Origin of the sequence: Rhodococcus sp. DMU1 (assembly GCF_012272955.1) — a bacterium.
Taxonomy (GTDB): domain Bacteria; phylum Actinomycetota; class Actinomycetes; order Mycobacteriales; family Mycobacteriaceae; genus Rhodococcus; species Rhodococcus aetherivorans.
This window is the reverse complement of the sequence record NZ_CP050953.1, coordinates 472,263-487,387: the sequence shown is the minus strand read 5'-3', so window position 1 is coordinate 487,387 and position 15,125 is coordinate 472,263. Positions and strand designations below refer to the sequence as shown.

At 62.9% G+C, this 15,125-nt stretch carries 10 protein-coding genes and 2 pseudogenes; 9 read left to right on the top strand and 3 right to left on the bottom strand.

The window, feature by feature from the left end:
• Nucleotides 1-725: 725 nt before the first annotated feature.
• On the bottom strand, nucleotides 726-1,610 hold the full coding sequence (locus HFP48_RS30205; protein WP_168580981.1) for an enoyl-CoA hydratase-related protein: 885 nt from the start codon (nucleotides 1,608-1,610) through the stop codon (nucleotides 726-728).
• Nucleotides 1,611-1,965: 355 nt separating this feature from the next.
• Here HFP48_RS30205 and HFP48_RS30200 point away from each other — a divergent pair, with 355 nt between their 5' ends.
• Entirely contained in the window at nucleotides 1,966-3,111 is a 1,146-nt protein-coding gene (locus HFP48_RS30200) for an acetyl-CoA C-acyltransferase (protein WP_168580980.1), read from the top strand.
• A 26-nt stretch (nucleotides 3,112-3,137) separates the two neighbouring features.
• The gene (locus HFP48_RS30195) at nucleotides 3,138-3,305 is read left to right on the top strand and encodes a hypothetical protein (protein ID WP_210432858.1); all 168 of its coding nucleotides are present in this window, start codon (nucleotides 3,138-3,140) and stop codon (nucleotides 3,303-3,305) included.
• A 48-nt stretch (nucleotides 3,306-3,353) separates the two neighbouring features.
• Here the strand turns inward: HFP48_RS30195 and HFP48_RS30190 are convergent, their stop codons facing one another.
• Nucleotides 3,354-3,509, bottom strand: a complete 156-nt coding sequence (locus HFP48_RS30190; RefSeq protein WP_168580978.1) for a hypothetical protein — start codon at nucleotides 3,507-3,509, stop codon at nucleotides 3,354-3,356.
• A gap of 410 nt (nucleotides 3,510-3,919) precedes the next feature.
• On the opposite strand from HFP48_RS30190, the gene HFP48_RS30185 reads away from it, so the two are divergent.
• The 6 genes and pseudogenes from HFP48_RS30185 to HFP48_RS30155 form a co-directional block, all read left to right on the top strand.
• On the top strand, nucleotides 3,920-4,876 hold the full coding sequence (locus HFP48_RS30185; RefSeq protein WP_168580977.1) for a phytanoyl-CoA dioxygenase family protein: 957 nt from the start codon (nucleotides 3,920-3,922) through the stop codon (nucleotides 4,874-4,876).
• Nucleotides 4,877-5,297: 421 nt separating this feature from the next.
• Nucleotides 5,298-6,347 carry an acetyl-CoA acetyltransferase gene (locus HFP48_RS30180; protein WP_348983372.1) on the top strand — a complete coding sequence of 350 codons (1,050 nt, stop codon included), beginning with the start codon at nucleotides 5,298-5,300 and terminating at the stop codon, nucleotides 6,345-6,347.
• A 515-nt stretch (nucleotides 6,348-6,862) separates the two neighbouring features.
• Entirely contained in the window at nucleotides 6,863-7,438 is a 576-nt protein-coding gene (locus HFP48_RS30170) for a cupin domain-containing protein (protein WP_168580975.1), read from the top strand.
• Between the two features lie 64 nt (nucleotides 7,439-7,502).
• A complete protein-coding gene (locus tag HFP48_RS30165; RefSeq protein ID WP_168580974.1) occupies nucleotides 7,503-10,061 on the top strand; it encodes a CoA transferase in 2,559 nt (852 codons plus the stop codon).
• Nucleotides 10,062-10,492: 431 nt separating this feature from the next.
• Entirely contained in the window at nucleotides 10,493-12,124 is a 1,632-nt protein-coding gene (locus HFP48_RS30160) for an IS1634 family transposase (RefSeq protein WP_168579021.1), read from the top strand.
• A 19-nt stretch (nucleotides 12,125-12,143) separates the two neighbouring features.
• A pseudogene (locus tag HFP48_RS30155) lies at nucleotides 12,144-13,403 on the top strand (IS1634 family transposase); the annotation flags it as partial.
• A gap of 9 nt (nucleotides 13,404-13,412) precedes the next feature.
• On the opposite strand, the gene HFP48_RS30150 reads toward HFP48_RS30155, so the two are convergent.
• A protein-coding gene (locus HFP48_RS30150; RefSeq protein ID WP_210432867.1) for an IS5 family transposase occupies nucleotides 13,413-14,230 on the bottom strand; the annotation gives its coding sequence in 2 pieces (ribosomal slippage) (nucleotides 13,413-13,879 and nucleotides 13,879-14,230; 819 coding nt in all).
• Between the two features lie 207 nt (nucleotides 14,231-14,437).
• Between HFP48_RS30150 and HFP48_RS32235 the strand changes: the two are divergent.
• Nucleotides 14,438-15,115, top strand: a pseudogene (locus HFP48_RS32235) (transposase family protein); the annotation flags it as partial.
• Nucleotides 15,116-15,125 lie beyond the last annotated feature (10 nt).

Here is a 15,125-nt window from a genome sequence, read left to right as displayed (position 1 = left end):
CGTCCAGCACGACCACCGGCAGATCGAGGAGGATGAACGCCGACCGGGGGAGGTCGTAGCCTTCAGTCGAAGATCAGCAGGATGCCCCAGTCCTCGTCGTGGTGCTGTCCGGCCGCCCGCAGACGTCCGACGACGTCCCGGATCTGCGTGGCGGTCACGACGCTCGGGTCGGGGGTGCAGGCGACCATATCGAGCACCGGGGCCGGTGAGGAGCGACCCGGCTCGAGCGTGGAAACGAACGAGTACAGCCAGCCGGGAATCAGCTGCGCCTGTCCCTGGCCGCGCTCGTAGACGTCGCAGAACGACCGCTGCGGGCTGGTGGGGGCATCCGGGCGCAGTCAGGCACTGACATCGACGGCCAACACGATCGCGCCCTCGCGTGGGACCGTCTCGGCAGCAATCATATTCCGTAGACGATCGATATCGATTCCGCCGTAGCCCAGTCCGTCAGACAGGGCACCGTGGCCTCGATGGTGTTCGGTGCCAGGGGACAACTCGACGAGGGTGTGGACCGTACCGCCGGAGCACAGCACCACGTCGGTAATGGCCCAAGTAACCGGCGGGTCGAGTGGTTATATGATCTCCGCTCTCCTACCTGCGATAGTGAGTGGGATGCGGTTCAAAATGAGCCGCCGTGATCCACGTCCTGCTCCCGGGCGCGAGGACCGGGTGCAGGGTGCTATTCCGGGATCCGTTCCGGCGAGTAAGCAGGTCGCCTCCGTCTCCTATATGCCCTCCGGCCGAGCGGGCCACGGCGGAATCACATCGGCGTAGTCGGCGACTCTTCCCTGGAACTGAGGGGGGCGCTTCTCCAGGAATGCACTCACGCCCTCGGCGGCATCCACTCCCTGACCGAGGACGGACAATGCCGTTGAATCCAAGCGGTGAGCCTCCCATGGGTTCGATGCACCGAGCATTGACCAGAGAAGTCGGCGGGAGATTGCGACCGAGACAGCTGAAGTGTTGTCCACGATCTCCGCCGCAAGCGCGCGGGCTGCTTTCAGCAGATCGCCATCCGGTACGACACGCGACACCAGTCGACCCTCCAAAGCTTCGTACGAACCGAACACACGGCCGGTAGCAACCCACTCTGCTGCCTGGGAGACGCCCACCACTCGTGGCAGGAACCAACTCGATGCACCTTCGATTACGAGCCCCCGACGGCTGAAGACGAACCCGAAACGGGCTGACTCCGCGGCGATCCGCACATCGGCCGGTAGCATCATGGTCGCACCCATGCCGATGGCAGGGCCGTTCACCGCAGCGATCACCGGTTTGACGGACGCCGCGATCCTTAGGGACACGAAACCGGCTCCGTCACGTGGGATGCCGGCGACGGTGCCCAGGGCGGCACGCTCGCGAATTCGCCATTCCTCGGCTCCATCAAAAGTTTTCGCGCCCCGACTGAGGTCTGCACCAGCGCAGAATGCGCGTCCTTCCCCGGTCAGAATGACCACACGGACCTCATCGTTCTCGTCAGTCCGGTCGAAGGCGTCCACCAACTCCGTCATCATGAGCGATGAGACTGCATTCAGCTTGTTTGCTCGATTCAAGGTGATCGTGGCAACGCCAGACTCGATTTCCAGCCGGATATCTCGATAGTCAGCCATGGCCCGCAGCCTTCCGTTAAGCGCCGAGTAACTCGGCGAGTCAAGTTGGATTCAGTTCCGGTATGACGCACCGCAAGTGCACTTCTGGCGCACCTGCGGCCAACCTCGAGCGACCACTTCCCTGCTGTGGTGTTTGCCCCGCCACCTGCCGGGGCCACCGGGATGCGTACATCTGCTGGCGTGATCCGCTCGAACCGGCACTCCCATCTTAACGAATGTTCGATTAATATCGCGAGAGGTCGCCTGTTGGCGACCCCGTAGGCACCTCTGCAGGGCGTGGCCGTGGCCATCAGCAACATCCGCGAGCGTTGCCTACGGCATGTCCGTCAATCGCTGATGAGAGATGGTTGTTGTCATGGTTGAAAACGCGTACATCGTGGGCGCGGTCCGCAGTCCCGTCGGGACCCGCAAGGGCACACTGGCCGGAGTCCACCCAGCCGACCTGGGGGCTGAAGTTCTCCGAGCGCTGATGAACCGGACCGGCGTGGACCCTGCCGCTGTAGACGACGTCATAATGGGTTGCGTCAATCAACTCGGCCCGCAGGCCGGAAATATCGCCCGCACGGCGTGGCTGTCCGCCGGCTTTCCCGAGAGTGTGCCCGGCGTGACGATCCACCGGCAGTGCGGTTCTTCTCAGCAGTCGCTCCACTTCGCTGCTCAGGCGGTCATGGCCGGCGTGCAGGATCTGGTCGTGGCTTCCGGTGTCGAGAACATGGCGCTGGTTCCGATGGATCTCAACGCCAAGATTTCCCAGCACATCGGCGCTTTCCGCGAAGGCGAGCGATGGAAGGAACGCTACGGCGACGACGAGCTTACGCAGTTCGGGGGAGCGGATCTGATCGCAGACAAGTGGGGTCATTCTCGAGAGGACCTCGAGAGGTACTCCGTGGAGAGCCACCTACGCGCGGTGAGGGCCGTCGACGAAGGGCGCTTCACGTCGCAGATCACCGAGATAGCCGGCGTCAGCGTCGACGAAGGGCCCCGCCGTGACACATCGCAGGCGGCGATGTCGAAACTGAATCCGGTGCGGGAGGGAGGGAAAGCTACCCCGGCCACATCCAGCCAGACGTCAGTGGGTGCTGCGGCGCTCCTCGTCGCCTCGGAGTCCGCGGTGCGCACCCACGGCCTGACTCCGATCGCCAAGGTCCACACGATGACGGTAGTGGGGTCTGATCCGATCTACATGTTGACCGGACCGATCCCAGCAACGCAGGCAGCACTGAAGCGCAGCGGGCTCACCGTGGATGACATCGACCTCTTCGAGGTCAACGAGGCTTTCGCCTCCGTCGTCCTCGCTTGGGCCGAGTCATTGGGTGTTCCGCTCGAGAAGACGAATGCCAATGGGGGCGCGATCGCTCTGGGTCACCCGCTCGGTGCGACGGGTGCGATCCTCGCCACGAAACTCATCTACGAACTCCAGCGCACCGGCGGCCGCTTCGGTCTGCAGACGATGTGCGAGGGAGGCGGTATGGCGAATGCGACGATCTTGGAGCGCCTGTAGGAGGCGGCTGCGCGAACAGTTGGCGGTTGATGAACTCGCTGCCGTTGTCGAAAGTCAACATCGAGGATCGGGAAGTGCAGAACCGTTGCGATCTCCTCGAGCGCGGTGAGCACCCATGTCGGGCCTGGTTCGGCACCGACCGGTTCTCGGCCGGGCCGGTGGCGATGTCGGTGACGGTGACGGTCAGGGTGTAGTCATGGTCGCCAATCGCGCTGCTGTCCTCGTGCCCGACCAGGTCGCTCTCAGGCGTTCCCGGGTACCGCATCGTCAGACTGCGCCCAGGTGCGGATCGGGACCTGCGACTCGAGCAGCGACCCCGGCTTGGTGTGCGCTCGACCCATGGGGTCGAGCTTGCGGCGGTCCTCGGCCCGTCGACGGTCGAGGACCGTCGCCGACATCGACACCCATAGCACGGCGGTCGTCTCGTCGATGGTCAGCTCACCGACGTGCCGCAGGATCGGCGCCAGTTCCGGTCGTATCGGCGTCAGGCGTTTACCGGTCGGCGCACCGCGCCGCCCAACAGAACCGCAGCGCCGCTACCACTTCGGGCCCGTACTGCGGTGGTCGTGGCACACGCGCCCGGACCGCAGCAGGTCGCAGCGGCTGTATCGGCGCCTCGCGCGCGTGATTGCGGCCCTAGCCCGTCGCCGCACAGCGCCCATCACTGACGAGTGAACACGACTATTTGGAACCAGACTATTGACTCATCACTTAATCTCTCCTATTCTGCCAAGCAGCCAGCATGTTATGGAGGGAGGCTCGTCGCCGAACGGTCACCTTCCTAAGGTCCGAAAGGAACGGCCTCGCCATGACGTTTGCCAGTACCCTAAAGGCACTCGATGTCCACAATGACCTGCTCGACGATCGTGAAGCGCTCGAAGATGTATACCGCGCCAATGGATACCTGTACTTCAGGGACGTGCTAGACCGCCAAGCTGTGGAAGGTGTGCGAGCAAAGTTCATGTCGGTGCTCGCAGATCAGTACGGGCAGGTGGATGCTGGCGCTTTCGAACCGGTCTGGAATGGCAACGATCTCACCGACTTCCCCGGGCGTGTTCCAGAACTGGAGGGCAGCGGTATCTGGCAGGATTTCGTCGCCGAGCCCGCGATCAACAAGTTCTTCGAGAAGGTCGCCGGAGGCCCGGTGATCTGGAATCCGAACATGGAGTACCGGGTCAAGCCGCCACTCGCGGCCGAGTCGGAGGATCCGCTGAAGGGCCGTCACCAGGACGGTTTCTACAACCAGGGCTACCACTTCCGTACCTGTTGGATGCCTTTCACCGAAATGGATGCATCGGTTGGAGGGCTCGCGATAGCGCCCGGCTGGCACACCCGCGGCTTCTTGCACGACACGGATGCCCCTGTGCCCTATCCTATTCCGGCTGGCCTGATTCCTGACTCCGACTGGGCTCGAGCGGACACCTATCGTCCGGGTGACGTGCTGATGTTCTGTGACACGATGCCGCACAGCGGCCTGGACAATGTGTCCGATAGGTTCAGGATCTCCATGGATCTGCGATTCTCCAAGATCGGGGAGGACACCGGAGTCGCCGGCGAGGTCGTCGAGGTCGGTGAGGGGTGGTTCACGATCGACACGGGATCCGAGCAGGTCACTCTGAGGGCGACTGATCAGACGTACCTTCGCATCTTCCTATCGGACCGATACGAACCCCATCAGATGCCGGATATCTATCCGGTTGGCACCAAGGTCCTGTGCGGTCGAGACGGGGACCTCGCCCTGGTCGTGAAGAAGCAGAAGCTCTGACGTCTCCTCGCCTGGCCCGAGCGAACCCGTGCCCACAGTCAAGGCACACCCTAGGCGCCGCCTAGCGACGACCGACGCAGACCCCGAGGAGTTTCCCAGAAACTCAGACAGATCTGCGATCGGACTGCCCCCTGTTTACGCGGACGCACTGGGCGTCTGCCATTATCCAGAGGATCCCGCTCTCGCCCGGCGACGTCCGGATCGCTGGCACGAAGAACTCTTCGGTCAGCTGCGTTCAGCGTACACATCGTCCCTTAATACTTGTGTCCAGAAAGGCGGATGTGCTTTGACGTCGCGCGACGTGGAAGGTGCCGTCAGGTGGCGCAATCGTGCAGCGATTGCGGGAGTAGGGTTCAGCAAGCTGAGCAAGAACTCCGGAACAACAACTGCGACTCTCGCAGCTAAGGCCATAAAGGAGGCGGTGGCCGACGCGGGGCTGTCGCTGAAAGACATCGACGGGATAGCCACACATCATGTGAATGACTGTGTCGCTATGGCTGATATTGCCGCCCTTCTGGGGCTGAAGAATGTGCGATGGTTCCACGACGAGTTCGGCGGGGGTGGGAAGGCACCAGCAATTGTCGCTCAGGCTGGATTGGCCTGCGCTTCAGGAGCTGCTCGCAATATCGTCGTCTATCGCGCGTTGAACGGCCGGTCCGGGGTGCGAATGGGCGGGAGCGGTGGTGACCGCACGATCCAGTCCGAGGAACTCCAGTACCAACGCCCCTACGGAATGATCGCCCCAGCACAAAACTATGCACTTGCGGCCCAGCAGCATATGAGCCGATTCGGGACGACCCCGACACAGCTTGGCACGATCGCGGTCCAGCAGCGGGAGAACGCCGTCCTGAACCCACGCGCGCTGATGCAGGATCCGATAACCATCGATGACTACTTCAACTCTCGGATAATTACCGAGCCGTTCCGGTTGTTCGACTGTTGTCTTGAGACCGATGGGGCTTGTGCTGTTGTCATCACCACGAGCGAACATGCACGTTCCCTGCGCCAGCCACCGGTCAATATTCGCGGATGGGCATGGGCGATCGGCGCGAACGACTTCTCGAACACTTTGGGTGATCTGACTCAGAGTCCTGCACGCATTGTCGCTGAATCGCTGTGGCCCACCGCTGGGCTCGGACCGACTGATGTCGATGTGGCACAACTGTACGATGCGTTCACCTACTCAGTTCTCGTTCAACTGGAGGACTACGGGTTTTGTGCCAAAGGAGACGCAGGGCCGATGGTGGAGTCCGGCGCAACCCGCCGCGACGGGTCACTTCCGGTGAATACACACGGCGGGTTTCTCTCCGAAGGCTACATTCACGGACTGAACCATATCTGTGAGGCGGTAGCACAGTTGCGCGGGCAAGCGGGCGAGCGGCAAATCGATGGTGCGGCAGTCGCCCTCTCCACTGGTGGTCCCGGGTATATCAACGGAATAAGTTCCGCGATTGTTTTGGAGAAGCAGTGATATCGTCCCTCGCGCCGGTCGTAACGGATTTGTCTGAACCCTTCTGGAACGCTGCCAGGGAAGGACGTCTAGTAGTCCAGAGATGCTCAGGATGCTCGCGGCTCAGATTTCCACCGTCGCCTATATGTACTTCATGCGAAAGCATGGAATATGAGTGGATTGAGGTATCTGGCCGAGCCCGCGTTGCGGCGTGGACAGTGACATACCAGGTTTATCATCCGAATCTCGTGGGGAAGACCCCCTACACCGTGCTCCTCGTAAATTTTGTCGAGCAGGAAGATCTCTTTGCCTACGGCAATTTCGTATCTTCCGGACACGTGCCGGAGGACGGGATGCGGGTTCGCGCTGTATTCGAGCCCCAAGCTCACGGATGGACGCTGATCAACTGGCGAGCCGAGGAATTAACCGACTAACCCCCGGGGGATTCGGGACGTCAAGGCGAATGAATTTCCGAACTGTAGCTGACCCAAGCGAACGAGATTGCACGACAAAATGTAACACGAACAGGGGTGCGCATGATCGAATCCATTAAGAGAGTCATTACCGGCGTGGATGACGCCGGTAATTCGACGGTCACTTCGAGTGGCGTTTTGAATCCGGTCTTCTCACGACCCCCGGCCGATGAACAGGGTAAGAGCGAGCGCATTGTGCCGTTGTGGCAAGTTTGGGGTACGCCAGATGGGAGCGTGAGTTTTGAAGACCTGGCGGAGCCAGTCCACGCACCACTCTTCCCGGGTCCGGGAGGGACGCGCTTCCTGGTCTTCGTGATTCCGCCCGACTCGACTGTTGCCGACCCCGTCTATGGCGAGGGGCAAGCGACTGACGACCTCCCTGGGCTTCGAGAGGCACACGAGACTGCCGGCGAAGACGCGGCGTTTCATGCGACAGACACGATCGACTACTGTTTTGTCGCCGAAGGCGAGGTTGTACTGGAACTTGATGGGGGACGGCTGGAGCGGTTGACCCGGGGATCCTGTGTGGTCCAGCGCGGGACCCGCCACGCGTGGCGCAATCCCACCGATCAGCCGGCGCTCATCGTCGTTTCCTGCGTTGGAGTACTTCGCGATTCGACATCTACGACGTCCCAGTAATCTGCTGATTGGCACGGAGGCGCAGGCATTCTGCCCACGTGACGTTTGAGAGAGAGATCTAGCCATGACGACGACTACCGACACCTATCTGGATGGCATTCGCGTCCTTGAGCTTGCCGATGAGCACGGCGAGTATGTGGGCAAAGTGCTTGCTGCGCTCGGTGCGGATGTTGTCAAGGTGGAGCCGCCGAGAGGCGAGCGGACACGCGAGTACGGCCCGTTCTACGAGGACGTTCCAGGCCCTGATCGCAGTCTCTACTTCTGGCACTACAACATGGGTAAGCGGGGCATCTGCCTCGACCTTCGGGCACCGTCGGGCCAGACTGATCTAGAGGCACTGGCGGCCAGCGCTGATGTCATCATCGACGCCCGTCAGCCTGGCGATGACGTTCCTGGATTTAATTTTGATCGCCTCCGCGCTGCAAACCCAGGTTTGATTCATCTGCGGATCACGCCGTTCGGGGAAAAAGGTCCATGGGCGGGCTACGCCGGAAGTGATCTGGTGCACCTGGCACTCGGGGGAATCGCGATGAACTCGGGTTACGACCCCGATCCGAACGGGTTTTACGATACTCCGCCGATCGCGCCGCAAATGTGGCAGGCGTATCACATTGCAGGCGAGATCGGAGTCATGTCGGTTCTGGCTGCGCTGAACCATCGTTTGTCGACTGGCAGGGGCCAGAGGCTGTCGCTGTCGGTTCATCATGCCGTTGCGGTGACCACCGAGTCCGACATTCCCCGGTGGGTGGCGCTGAGAACTCCGTCCATACGCCAGACCGGCCGCCACGCAATGCCGGCTTTGAGTATGCGTGCTCAGTCTCAGACGAAGGACGGGCGATACATCTTGCCCTACGCCACGTATATCAAGAACTTCCCGTCAAGCTGGGATGCTGACGTCGCCATCTTGCGCAAGTACGGAATGCAAGAAGACCTCGACGACCCACGGTGGGAGGACCCGGAGTATCGGGCAGATCACCGCCAGCATCTCGCCGATGTCATGGATCGACTCGTAAAGCGGACAACGTTCGATTCCGGTCTGTGGCGCGAGATGCTCGATGCAGGAGTTCCCTGGGCCCCCATTCGCAGTCCGGAAGAAAATCTCGGTGACGAGCACTGGGCGAAGCGGGGGACTTTCGTAGAAGTGCCGTACCCTGAGCTCGGCCGCACTTTCACCGACGTTGGGCCGCGGTGGCTGTCCGGAGAGGCGAACTGGGCGGCGCCAAGAAGGGCACCGCATCTCGGTGAGCACACGGCAGAAGTGCTGTCGGCGTGGGCGAAGACGCCGATCACGGTTGCAGCGCCTCGGCGGGGTAGCCGTGTCGGGGCCATATCAGCAAGTCGGCCGACTGTTCTGGACGGCGTCCGCGTAGTCGATCTCAGTTGGATGCTGGCATCCGCCGGTGCCGGCCGCATCCTGGCTGCCATGGGCGCGGAAGTCATCAAGGTCGAGCACCTGTCGCGACTCGATGGAATGAGGTCATCAGGGATCTCATATCCCGAAGGTGGTCGTGCTGAGCGAGACAGCGCAGATTCCCCGATAACCGCGCCCCCTCAGGAGTCGGTGAATCAGTCCGCCAGTTTCAATGAAATCAATACAGGGAAGCTGGGTATCTCGCTCAACCTGAAGACGGATCGAGCAAAGGAAATCTTGGCCGATCTCATCCGTGACGCGGACGTGGTCGTCGAAGGGTTCTCGCCCGGGACGATGCAGCGCCTCGGCTTCGGATTCGATCGATTGAAGGAACTGAACCCCTCCATTATCTATGTCCAGCAATCGGGTCTCGGGCAATACGGTCTGTACGGTGGCGCGAAGGCGTTCGGGCCGACCGCACAGGCGTTCTCCGGAATCACGGACATGTCGGGTCTTCCGAATCCCTGGCCTCCGGCGGGTATCGGCTTCAGCTACCTGGATTGGTTCGGTGCATACAATGTGGCGACCGCGACATTGGCGGCCCTCCATCGGAGGAATGTGACCGGTGAGGGATGCCATATCGATGCCTCGCAGGTGGAGGTCGGTCTCTATCTCACGGGGACTGCGATTCTCGATAACTCGGCCAACGGCCGAACGTGGCAGCGCTACGGTAACCGATCACCGTACAAGATCGCTGCCCCGAGCGGAATCTACCGGTGCGAGGGTACAGATCGTTGGATCGCCATCTCGATCTTCACTGATCGTCAATGGGCTGCAGCAATGTCGGTATTGGGCAACCCAGACTGGGCGTCCGACCCTCGCTTCGCAACGAGTCAGGCACGATTCGCGAATCAGGATGCGTTGGATGAGTTGATCGACCAGGAAACGGCCAGATGGGAGCGGTACAACTTGATGTCCGCACTCCAGTCGGCGGGGGTTCCCGCCGGGGTCGCACAGAATACACAGGACCGATTCGAGAGCGACGACCAGCTTGCCGCTCTCGACTGGATGACGGAACTGAATCAGACTGAGACGGGAACGTGGCCTGTCCGCACGTTTCCCGCCGAATTCGAAGAGACGCCGATTCGGATGGGGGGTCCCAAGGATCGTGGCGCACCCAACTACGGTGAGGACACAGAGGACGTCCTCACCCGCATTCTGGATCTGAGCGCCGATGAGATCGAGGAACTCCGTCGTGATGGCATAATCTAGACGGTAAGGAAACAGCGAGGTTTTCTCAGTAGCAACCTGCGTGTTCGAACCTGGCTTAGTTGGAGCGTGTCTCATGTGGACGAAGCTGGTTATGGGGCTCTTCCGGAAATGGAGTGCAGGAGAGGGCGTGAAGATCCGAGGTTGACGCTGGTGTCCTGAGTTAGGACATTACTGGCGGGTAGAAAGCTCGGCAGGCTCGTCACCTGCGCCTTCGTGATCCCGCGAAAGCCGATCGGGACACTAAGCGGGTAGGTTCGGGCGGTGGCATTCGTGCGGAAAGTGCGCACCGCATCCGGCGCGGTCGCGGTGCAGCTCGTGCGCAAACCTGAGTTAGGACATTACTGGCGGGTAGAACACCTGCCGAGGCTTCCACCTGCGCATTCACGACGTCGACGAAGCGGATCGGGACACTAAGCAGGTAGGTTCGGGCCGTGGCATTCGTGCGGAAAGTGCGCACCGCATCCGGGGCGGTAGCGGTGCAGGTCGTGCGCAAACACCGCGGCCGGCACGAGATCCTCGCTCACGTCGGGTCCGCGCATACCGACGTCGAGCTGGGCATTCTGCTCGAACGAGCCCGACACCTGCTGCACGGCGATCAAGGCGTGCTGGAGCTGGATGTGCCGACGCCCGTCGAGCAGATCGCCGATGTTGCCGACTGGCGGACCGGCCAACTGCCCGGCCCGACGACGAGCAAGGGTGGCGAGCTCGCCGGGGCGGGACGAACCGTGCGCACCAGCGCCCGGTTGCTCTACGACGTGCTCACCTTCGTCTACGACGGGCTCGGCTTCGACATCATCGACGACGCGGTGTTCAAAGACCTGGTCATCGCCCGGATCGTCGAACCGACCTCGAAGATCGATGCCCTGCGCGTCCTCGACGATCTCGGCGCTGATCCGGTGTCGTACAAAAGGATTCAACGCCACCTCGCGCAGATCATCACCGGCGACTACCGCGACCGGATCGCCCGCCGTTGCTTCGAGTACGCGGCCAGCACCGGCGGGTTGGGATTGCTGCTGTTCGATGTGACCACCTTGTACTTCGAGGCCGAGAAGGAAGACGACCTGCGCAAGGTCGGCTACTCCAAAGAGCGCCGGGTCGATCCACAAATCGTGGTCGGGTTGCTCGTCGACCGCACCGGGTTCCCACTGGAGATCGCCTGTTTCGAGGGCAACAAGGCCGAAACGCACACCCTGGTCCCCATGGTGCGTCAGTTCCAAGCCCGGCACGACCTCGAGGGCGTGGAGATGGTCATCGCCGCCGATGCCGGCATGCTGTCGGCGGCGAATCTCACCGCTCTCGACGAGGCCGGCCTGAAGTTCATCGTCGGCTCCCGGGTGACGAAGGCGCCCGCTGATCTGACGTCCCATTTCCATTGGCACGGTGATGTGTTCACCGATGGGCAGATCATCGACACCGTCACCCCCCGGCACGCCCGCAGCGTGGTCAACACCGTGAAAAGGCGGGCCGAACCGGTCTGGGATCCGGTTCGGCATCCCACCTCGTGGCGGGCGATCTGGCAGTACACCCGCAAACGTGCCGTGCGCGACAACCAGACTCTCAATGCCCAGGAGGCGAGGGCGCGGGCGGTGGTCGAGGGCACCCAGAAGTCGAAGGCGACGCGCTTCGTCAAGACCACCACCGCAGGTCAGCGACTCGATGATGCCGCGCTGGCACGAGCTCGATCGCTGGTCGGCTTGAAGGGATACGTCACCAATATCCCGGTCACGCTCATGGAACCGGGCGAGGTGATCGGCAAGTACCACGACCTGTGGCATGTCGAGCAGTCGTTTCGCATGTCGAAGACCGATCTGCGGGCACGGCCGATGTTCCACCGCACCCGCGACGCCATCGAGGCGCACCTGACCATCGTGTTCGCCGCTCTGGCCGTCGCCCGCTGCGCCCAGGACCACACCGGTGTGGCGATCGCGAGGCTGGTCAAGCAACTGCGGCCGCTACGAACCTCGACCATCGCCATCAACGGCGCCGTCCAGGACTTTCCGCCGCAGATCCCTGCTGCTGAACTGGAGATTCTCACCCGTCTCGGCTTCGAATCGGGACACTAAGCCAAATGTCCTAACTCAGGCGGTGTTCAAGGATCTGGTGATCGCACGCATCGTCGAACCGACCTCGAAGATCGATGCCCTGCGTGTCCTCGACGATCTCGGTGCGGACACCGTGTCGTACAAAACGATTCAACGCCACCTCGCGCAGATCATCACCGGTGACTACCGGGATCGGATCGCCCGCCGCTGCTTCGAATACGCCGCCGCCCCCGGCGGGTTGGGGTTGTTGCTGTTCGATGTGACGACCTTGTACTTCGAGGCCGAGAAGGAAGACGACCTGCGCGAGGTCGGCTACAGCAAGGAGCGGCGGGTCGATCCACAGATCGTGGTCGGACTGCTCGTCGATCGAACCGGCTTCCCCTTGGAGATCGGTTGTTTCGAGGGCAACAAGGCCGAAACCCACACCCTGATCCCGATCGTGCGCCAGTTCCAGACCCGCCACGGCGTCGACGGTGTGGAGATGGTCATCGCCGCCGACGCCGGCATGCTCTCCGCCTCGAACCTGACCGCTCTCGACGAGGCGGGCCTGAAGTTCATCGTCGGCTCCCGGGTGACGAAGGCGCCCGCTGATCTGACGTCTCATTTCCATTGGCACGGTGATGTGTTCACCGACGGGCAGATCATCGACACCGTCACACCCCGGCACGCACGCAGTGTCGTCAACACCGTGAAGAGACGAGCCGAACCGGTCTGGGATCCGGTGCGGCACCCCACCTCGTGGCGGGCGATCTGGCAGTACACCCGCAAACGCGCCGTGCGCGACAACCAAACCCTCAATGCGCAGGAAGCGCGGGCGAAGGCGGTCGTCGACGGCACGAAGAAAGCCAAGGCCACTCGGTTCGTCAAGACCACCACGGCCGGTCAGCAACTCGATGATGCCGCCCTGGGCAGGGCCCGGTCCCTCGTCGGCCTGAAGGGATACGTGACCAACATTCCGGTCACGCTGATGGAACCGGGTGAGGTGATCGGCAAGTACCACGATCTCTGGCATGTCGAGCAGTCGTTTCGGATGTCGAAGACCGATCTGCGGGCACGGCCGATGTTCCACCGCACCCGCGACGCGATCGAGGCGCACCTGACCATCGTGTTCGCGGCATTGGCAGTCGCGCGCTGTGTTCAGGACCGGACCGGTGTGGCGATCGCACGAGTGGTCAAGCAACTGCGGCCGCTGCGGACCTCGACGATCGCGATCAACGCCGCCGTCCAGGACTTCCCGCCGCAGATCCCGGCCGCCGACCAGGAAATTCTGTCTCGCCTCGGGTTCGAAGCGGGGTACTAAGAGGACATCTCATTTGGCGAGCTTCTTCCAGCACGTCAGCGCGGCTGCGAGTTGGAGAAAGCCGGCAAAATGCTCTCCGTGGCGTTCGTAGCGGATCGTCAGCCGGCGGTAGCCGGTCAGCCAGGCCAGGGTGCGTTCGATCTTCCACCGGTACCGGCCCAGGCGCTCACTGGTGTCGACACCCCGGCGCGCGATCCGCGGAACGATGCCACGCTCGCGCAGCCACCGGCGGTGCACGGCGGCGTCGTAACCTTTGTCGGCCCGCAACCGGCCGGGTCGGCGACGCCGCGGACCACGGCGCGAGCGCACCGCCGGGATCGCGGAGACCATGGGTTGCAGCATGACGCTGTCGTGGGTGTTCGCCGAGGTCACCGTGGTGAGCAGCGGGATACCGTCGGCGTCGGACAGGACGTGGATCTTCGATCCCTTCTTGCCCCGGTCGACCGGACTGCGACCGGTCAAAGATCCCCCTTTTTCGCCCGGACGTGCGCGGCGTCCAGGATCGCGGCGGACCAGTCCAGGTCCCCGCCGGCTCCGAGCCGGTCGAGAACCTGCCGATGCAACTCGTCGAACACCCCCGCCTTGGCCCAGGTCGCGAAGCGGCGGTGCGCGGTCGGGACGCTGACCCCGAACGACGGCGGCAGGTGCCGCCACGCGCAGCCGCTGGTGAGCACATAGACGATCGCGGTGAACACCGCCCGATCGTCGAGCGCTGCCCGACCGCCACCCTGCGGCCGAGCCCGGAACCCGGGCAACAGCGGTTCGACAAGCTCCCACAACGCATCCGGCACCAACCGAGTAGACAACGCATCGACCACGACAGGCATCATGCCGCACAGACGATCCTATCCATAAGAGACACGCTCTAAGCGAAATGTCCTAACTTAGGTCCGAGGTTGACGCTGGTGTCGTTGCCGTAAGAAGGGCCCCGGGCAGTCGAAGATGAAGGGTCCTACGCCACACATCGCGACCACACCGGGAGCCCAGTGTCCGAGCCTACTTCCCTGCCCGCGTCGATCGTCGCCGACACGATCATGTGCACGATCGAACTCGGGGTCACGATCACCGACGCCGCCCTCGACGACCAGGTCACCGTGGTGTTCTGCGATCTGTTGGTCGACGGACCCGACCGGTGCCCGAGCTGCAGCCAGGCAGGGACGTACCGGGACACGATCGTGCGCACGGTGACGGACCTGCCGGTGGCCGGCCACCCGCTGCAGCTACGGGTGCGGGTGCCCCGCTACCGGTGCGAGAGCGCCTCGTGTGAGCGGGAGGTGTTCGAAACACAACACCGATCGTCTGGCGCGTCCCGGCTGGTCGACCACCCGACGCTGCGCCCGGCACATCCTGCGCCGGTTGATGATCGACCGCACCTCGATCGCGGCGATCGCCCGAGAGCTCGGCCTGTCGTGGGACACGGTCAACGCGATCGCGACCTGGGCCACCACGACACTGATCACCACCGACACCTCCGCCTGGAGTCGGTGCGGGTGATCGGGGTCGACGAGCATCGCTGGGCGCACACCCGTGGTGCGGCCGGCGACGGATACGTCACCGTGATCGTGGACCTGACGCCGGTGTTCGACGGCACCGGACCGGCACGCCTGCTCGATCTGGTGCCGGGCCGGTCCTCGGCGGTGCTCACGACCTGGCTCGACCGGCAGGGCGCCGCGTTCCGGGACCGGATCGAGGTCGTCGCGATGGACGGGTTCGGCGGCCACA

Coding starts and splice junctions, on each gene's coding strand:
- HFP48_RS30205 (WP_168580981.1), bottom strand. CDS start 1,610: ATGGCTGACTATCGAGATATCCGGCTGGAAATCGAGTCTGGCGTTGCC.
- HFP48_RS30200 (WP_168580980.1), top strand. CDS start 1,966: ATGGTTGAAAACGCGTACATCGTGGGCGCGGTCCGCAGTCCCGTCGGG.
- HFP48_RS30190 (WP_168580978.1), bottom strand. CDS start 3,509: ATGTCGGCGACGGTCCTCGACCGTCGACGGGCCGAGGACCGCCGCAAG.
- HFP48_RS30185 (WP_168580977.1), top strand. CDS start 3,920: ATGACGTTTGCCAGTACCCTAAAGGCACTCGATGTCCACAATGACCTG.
- HFP48_RS30170 (WP_168580975.1), top strand. CDS start 6,863: ATGATCGAATCCATTAAGAGAGTCATTACCGGCGTGGATGACGCCGGT.
- HFP48_RS30165 (WP_168580974.1), top strand. CDS start 7,503: ATGACGACGACTACCGACACCTATCTGGATGGCATTCGCGTCCTTGAG.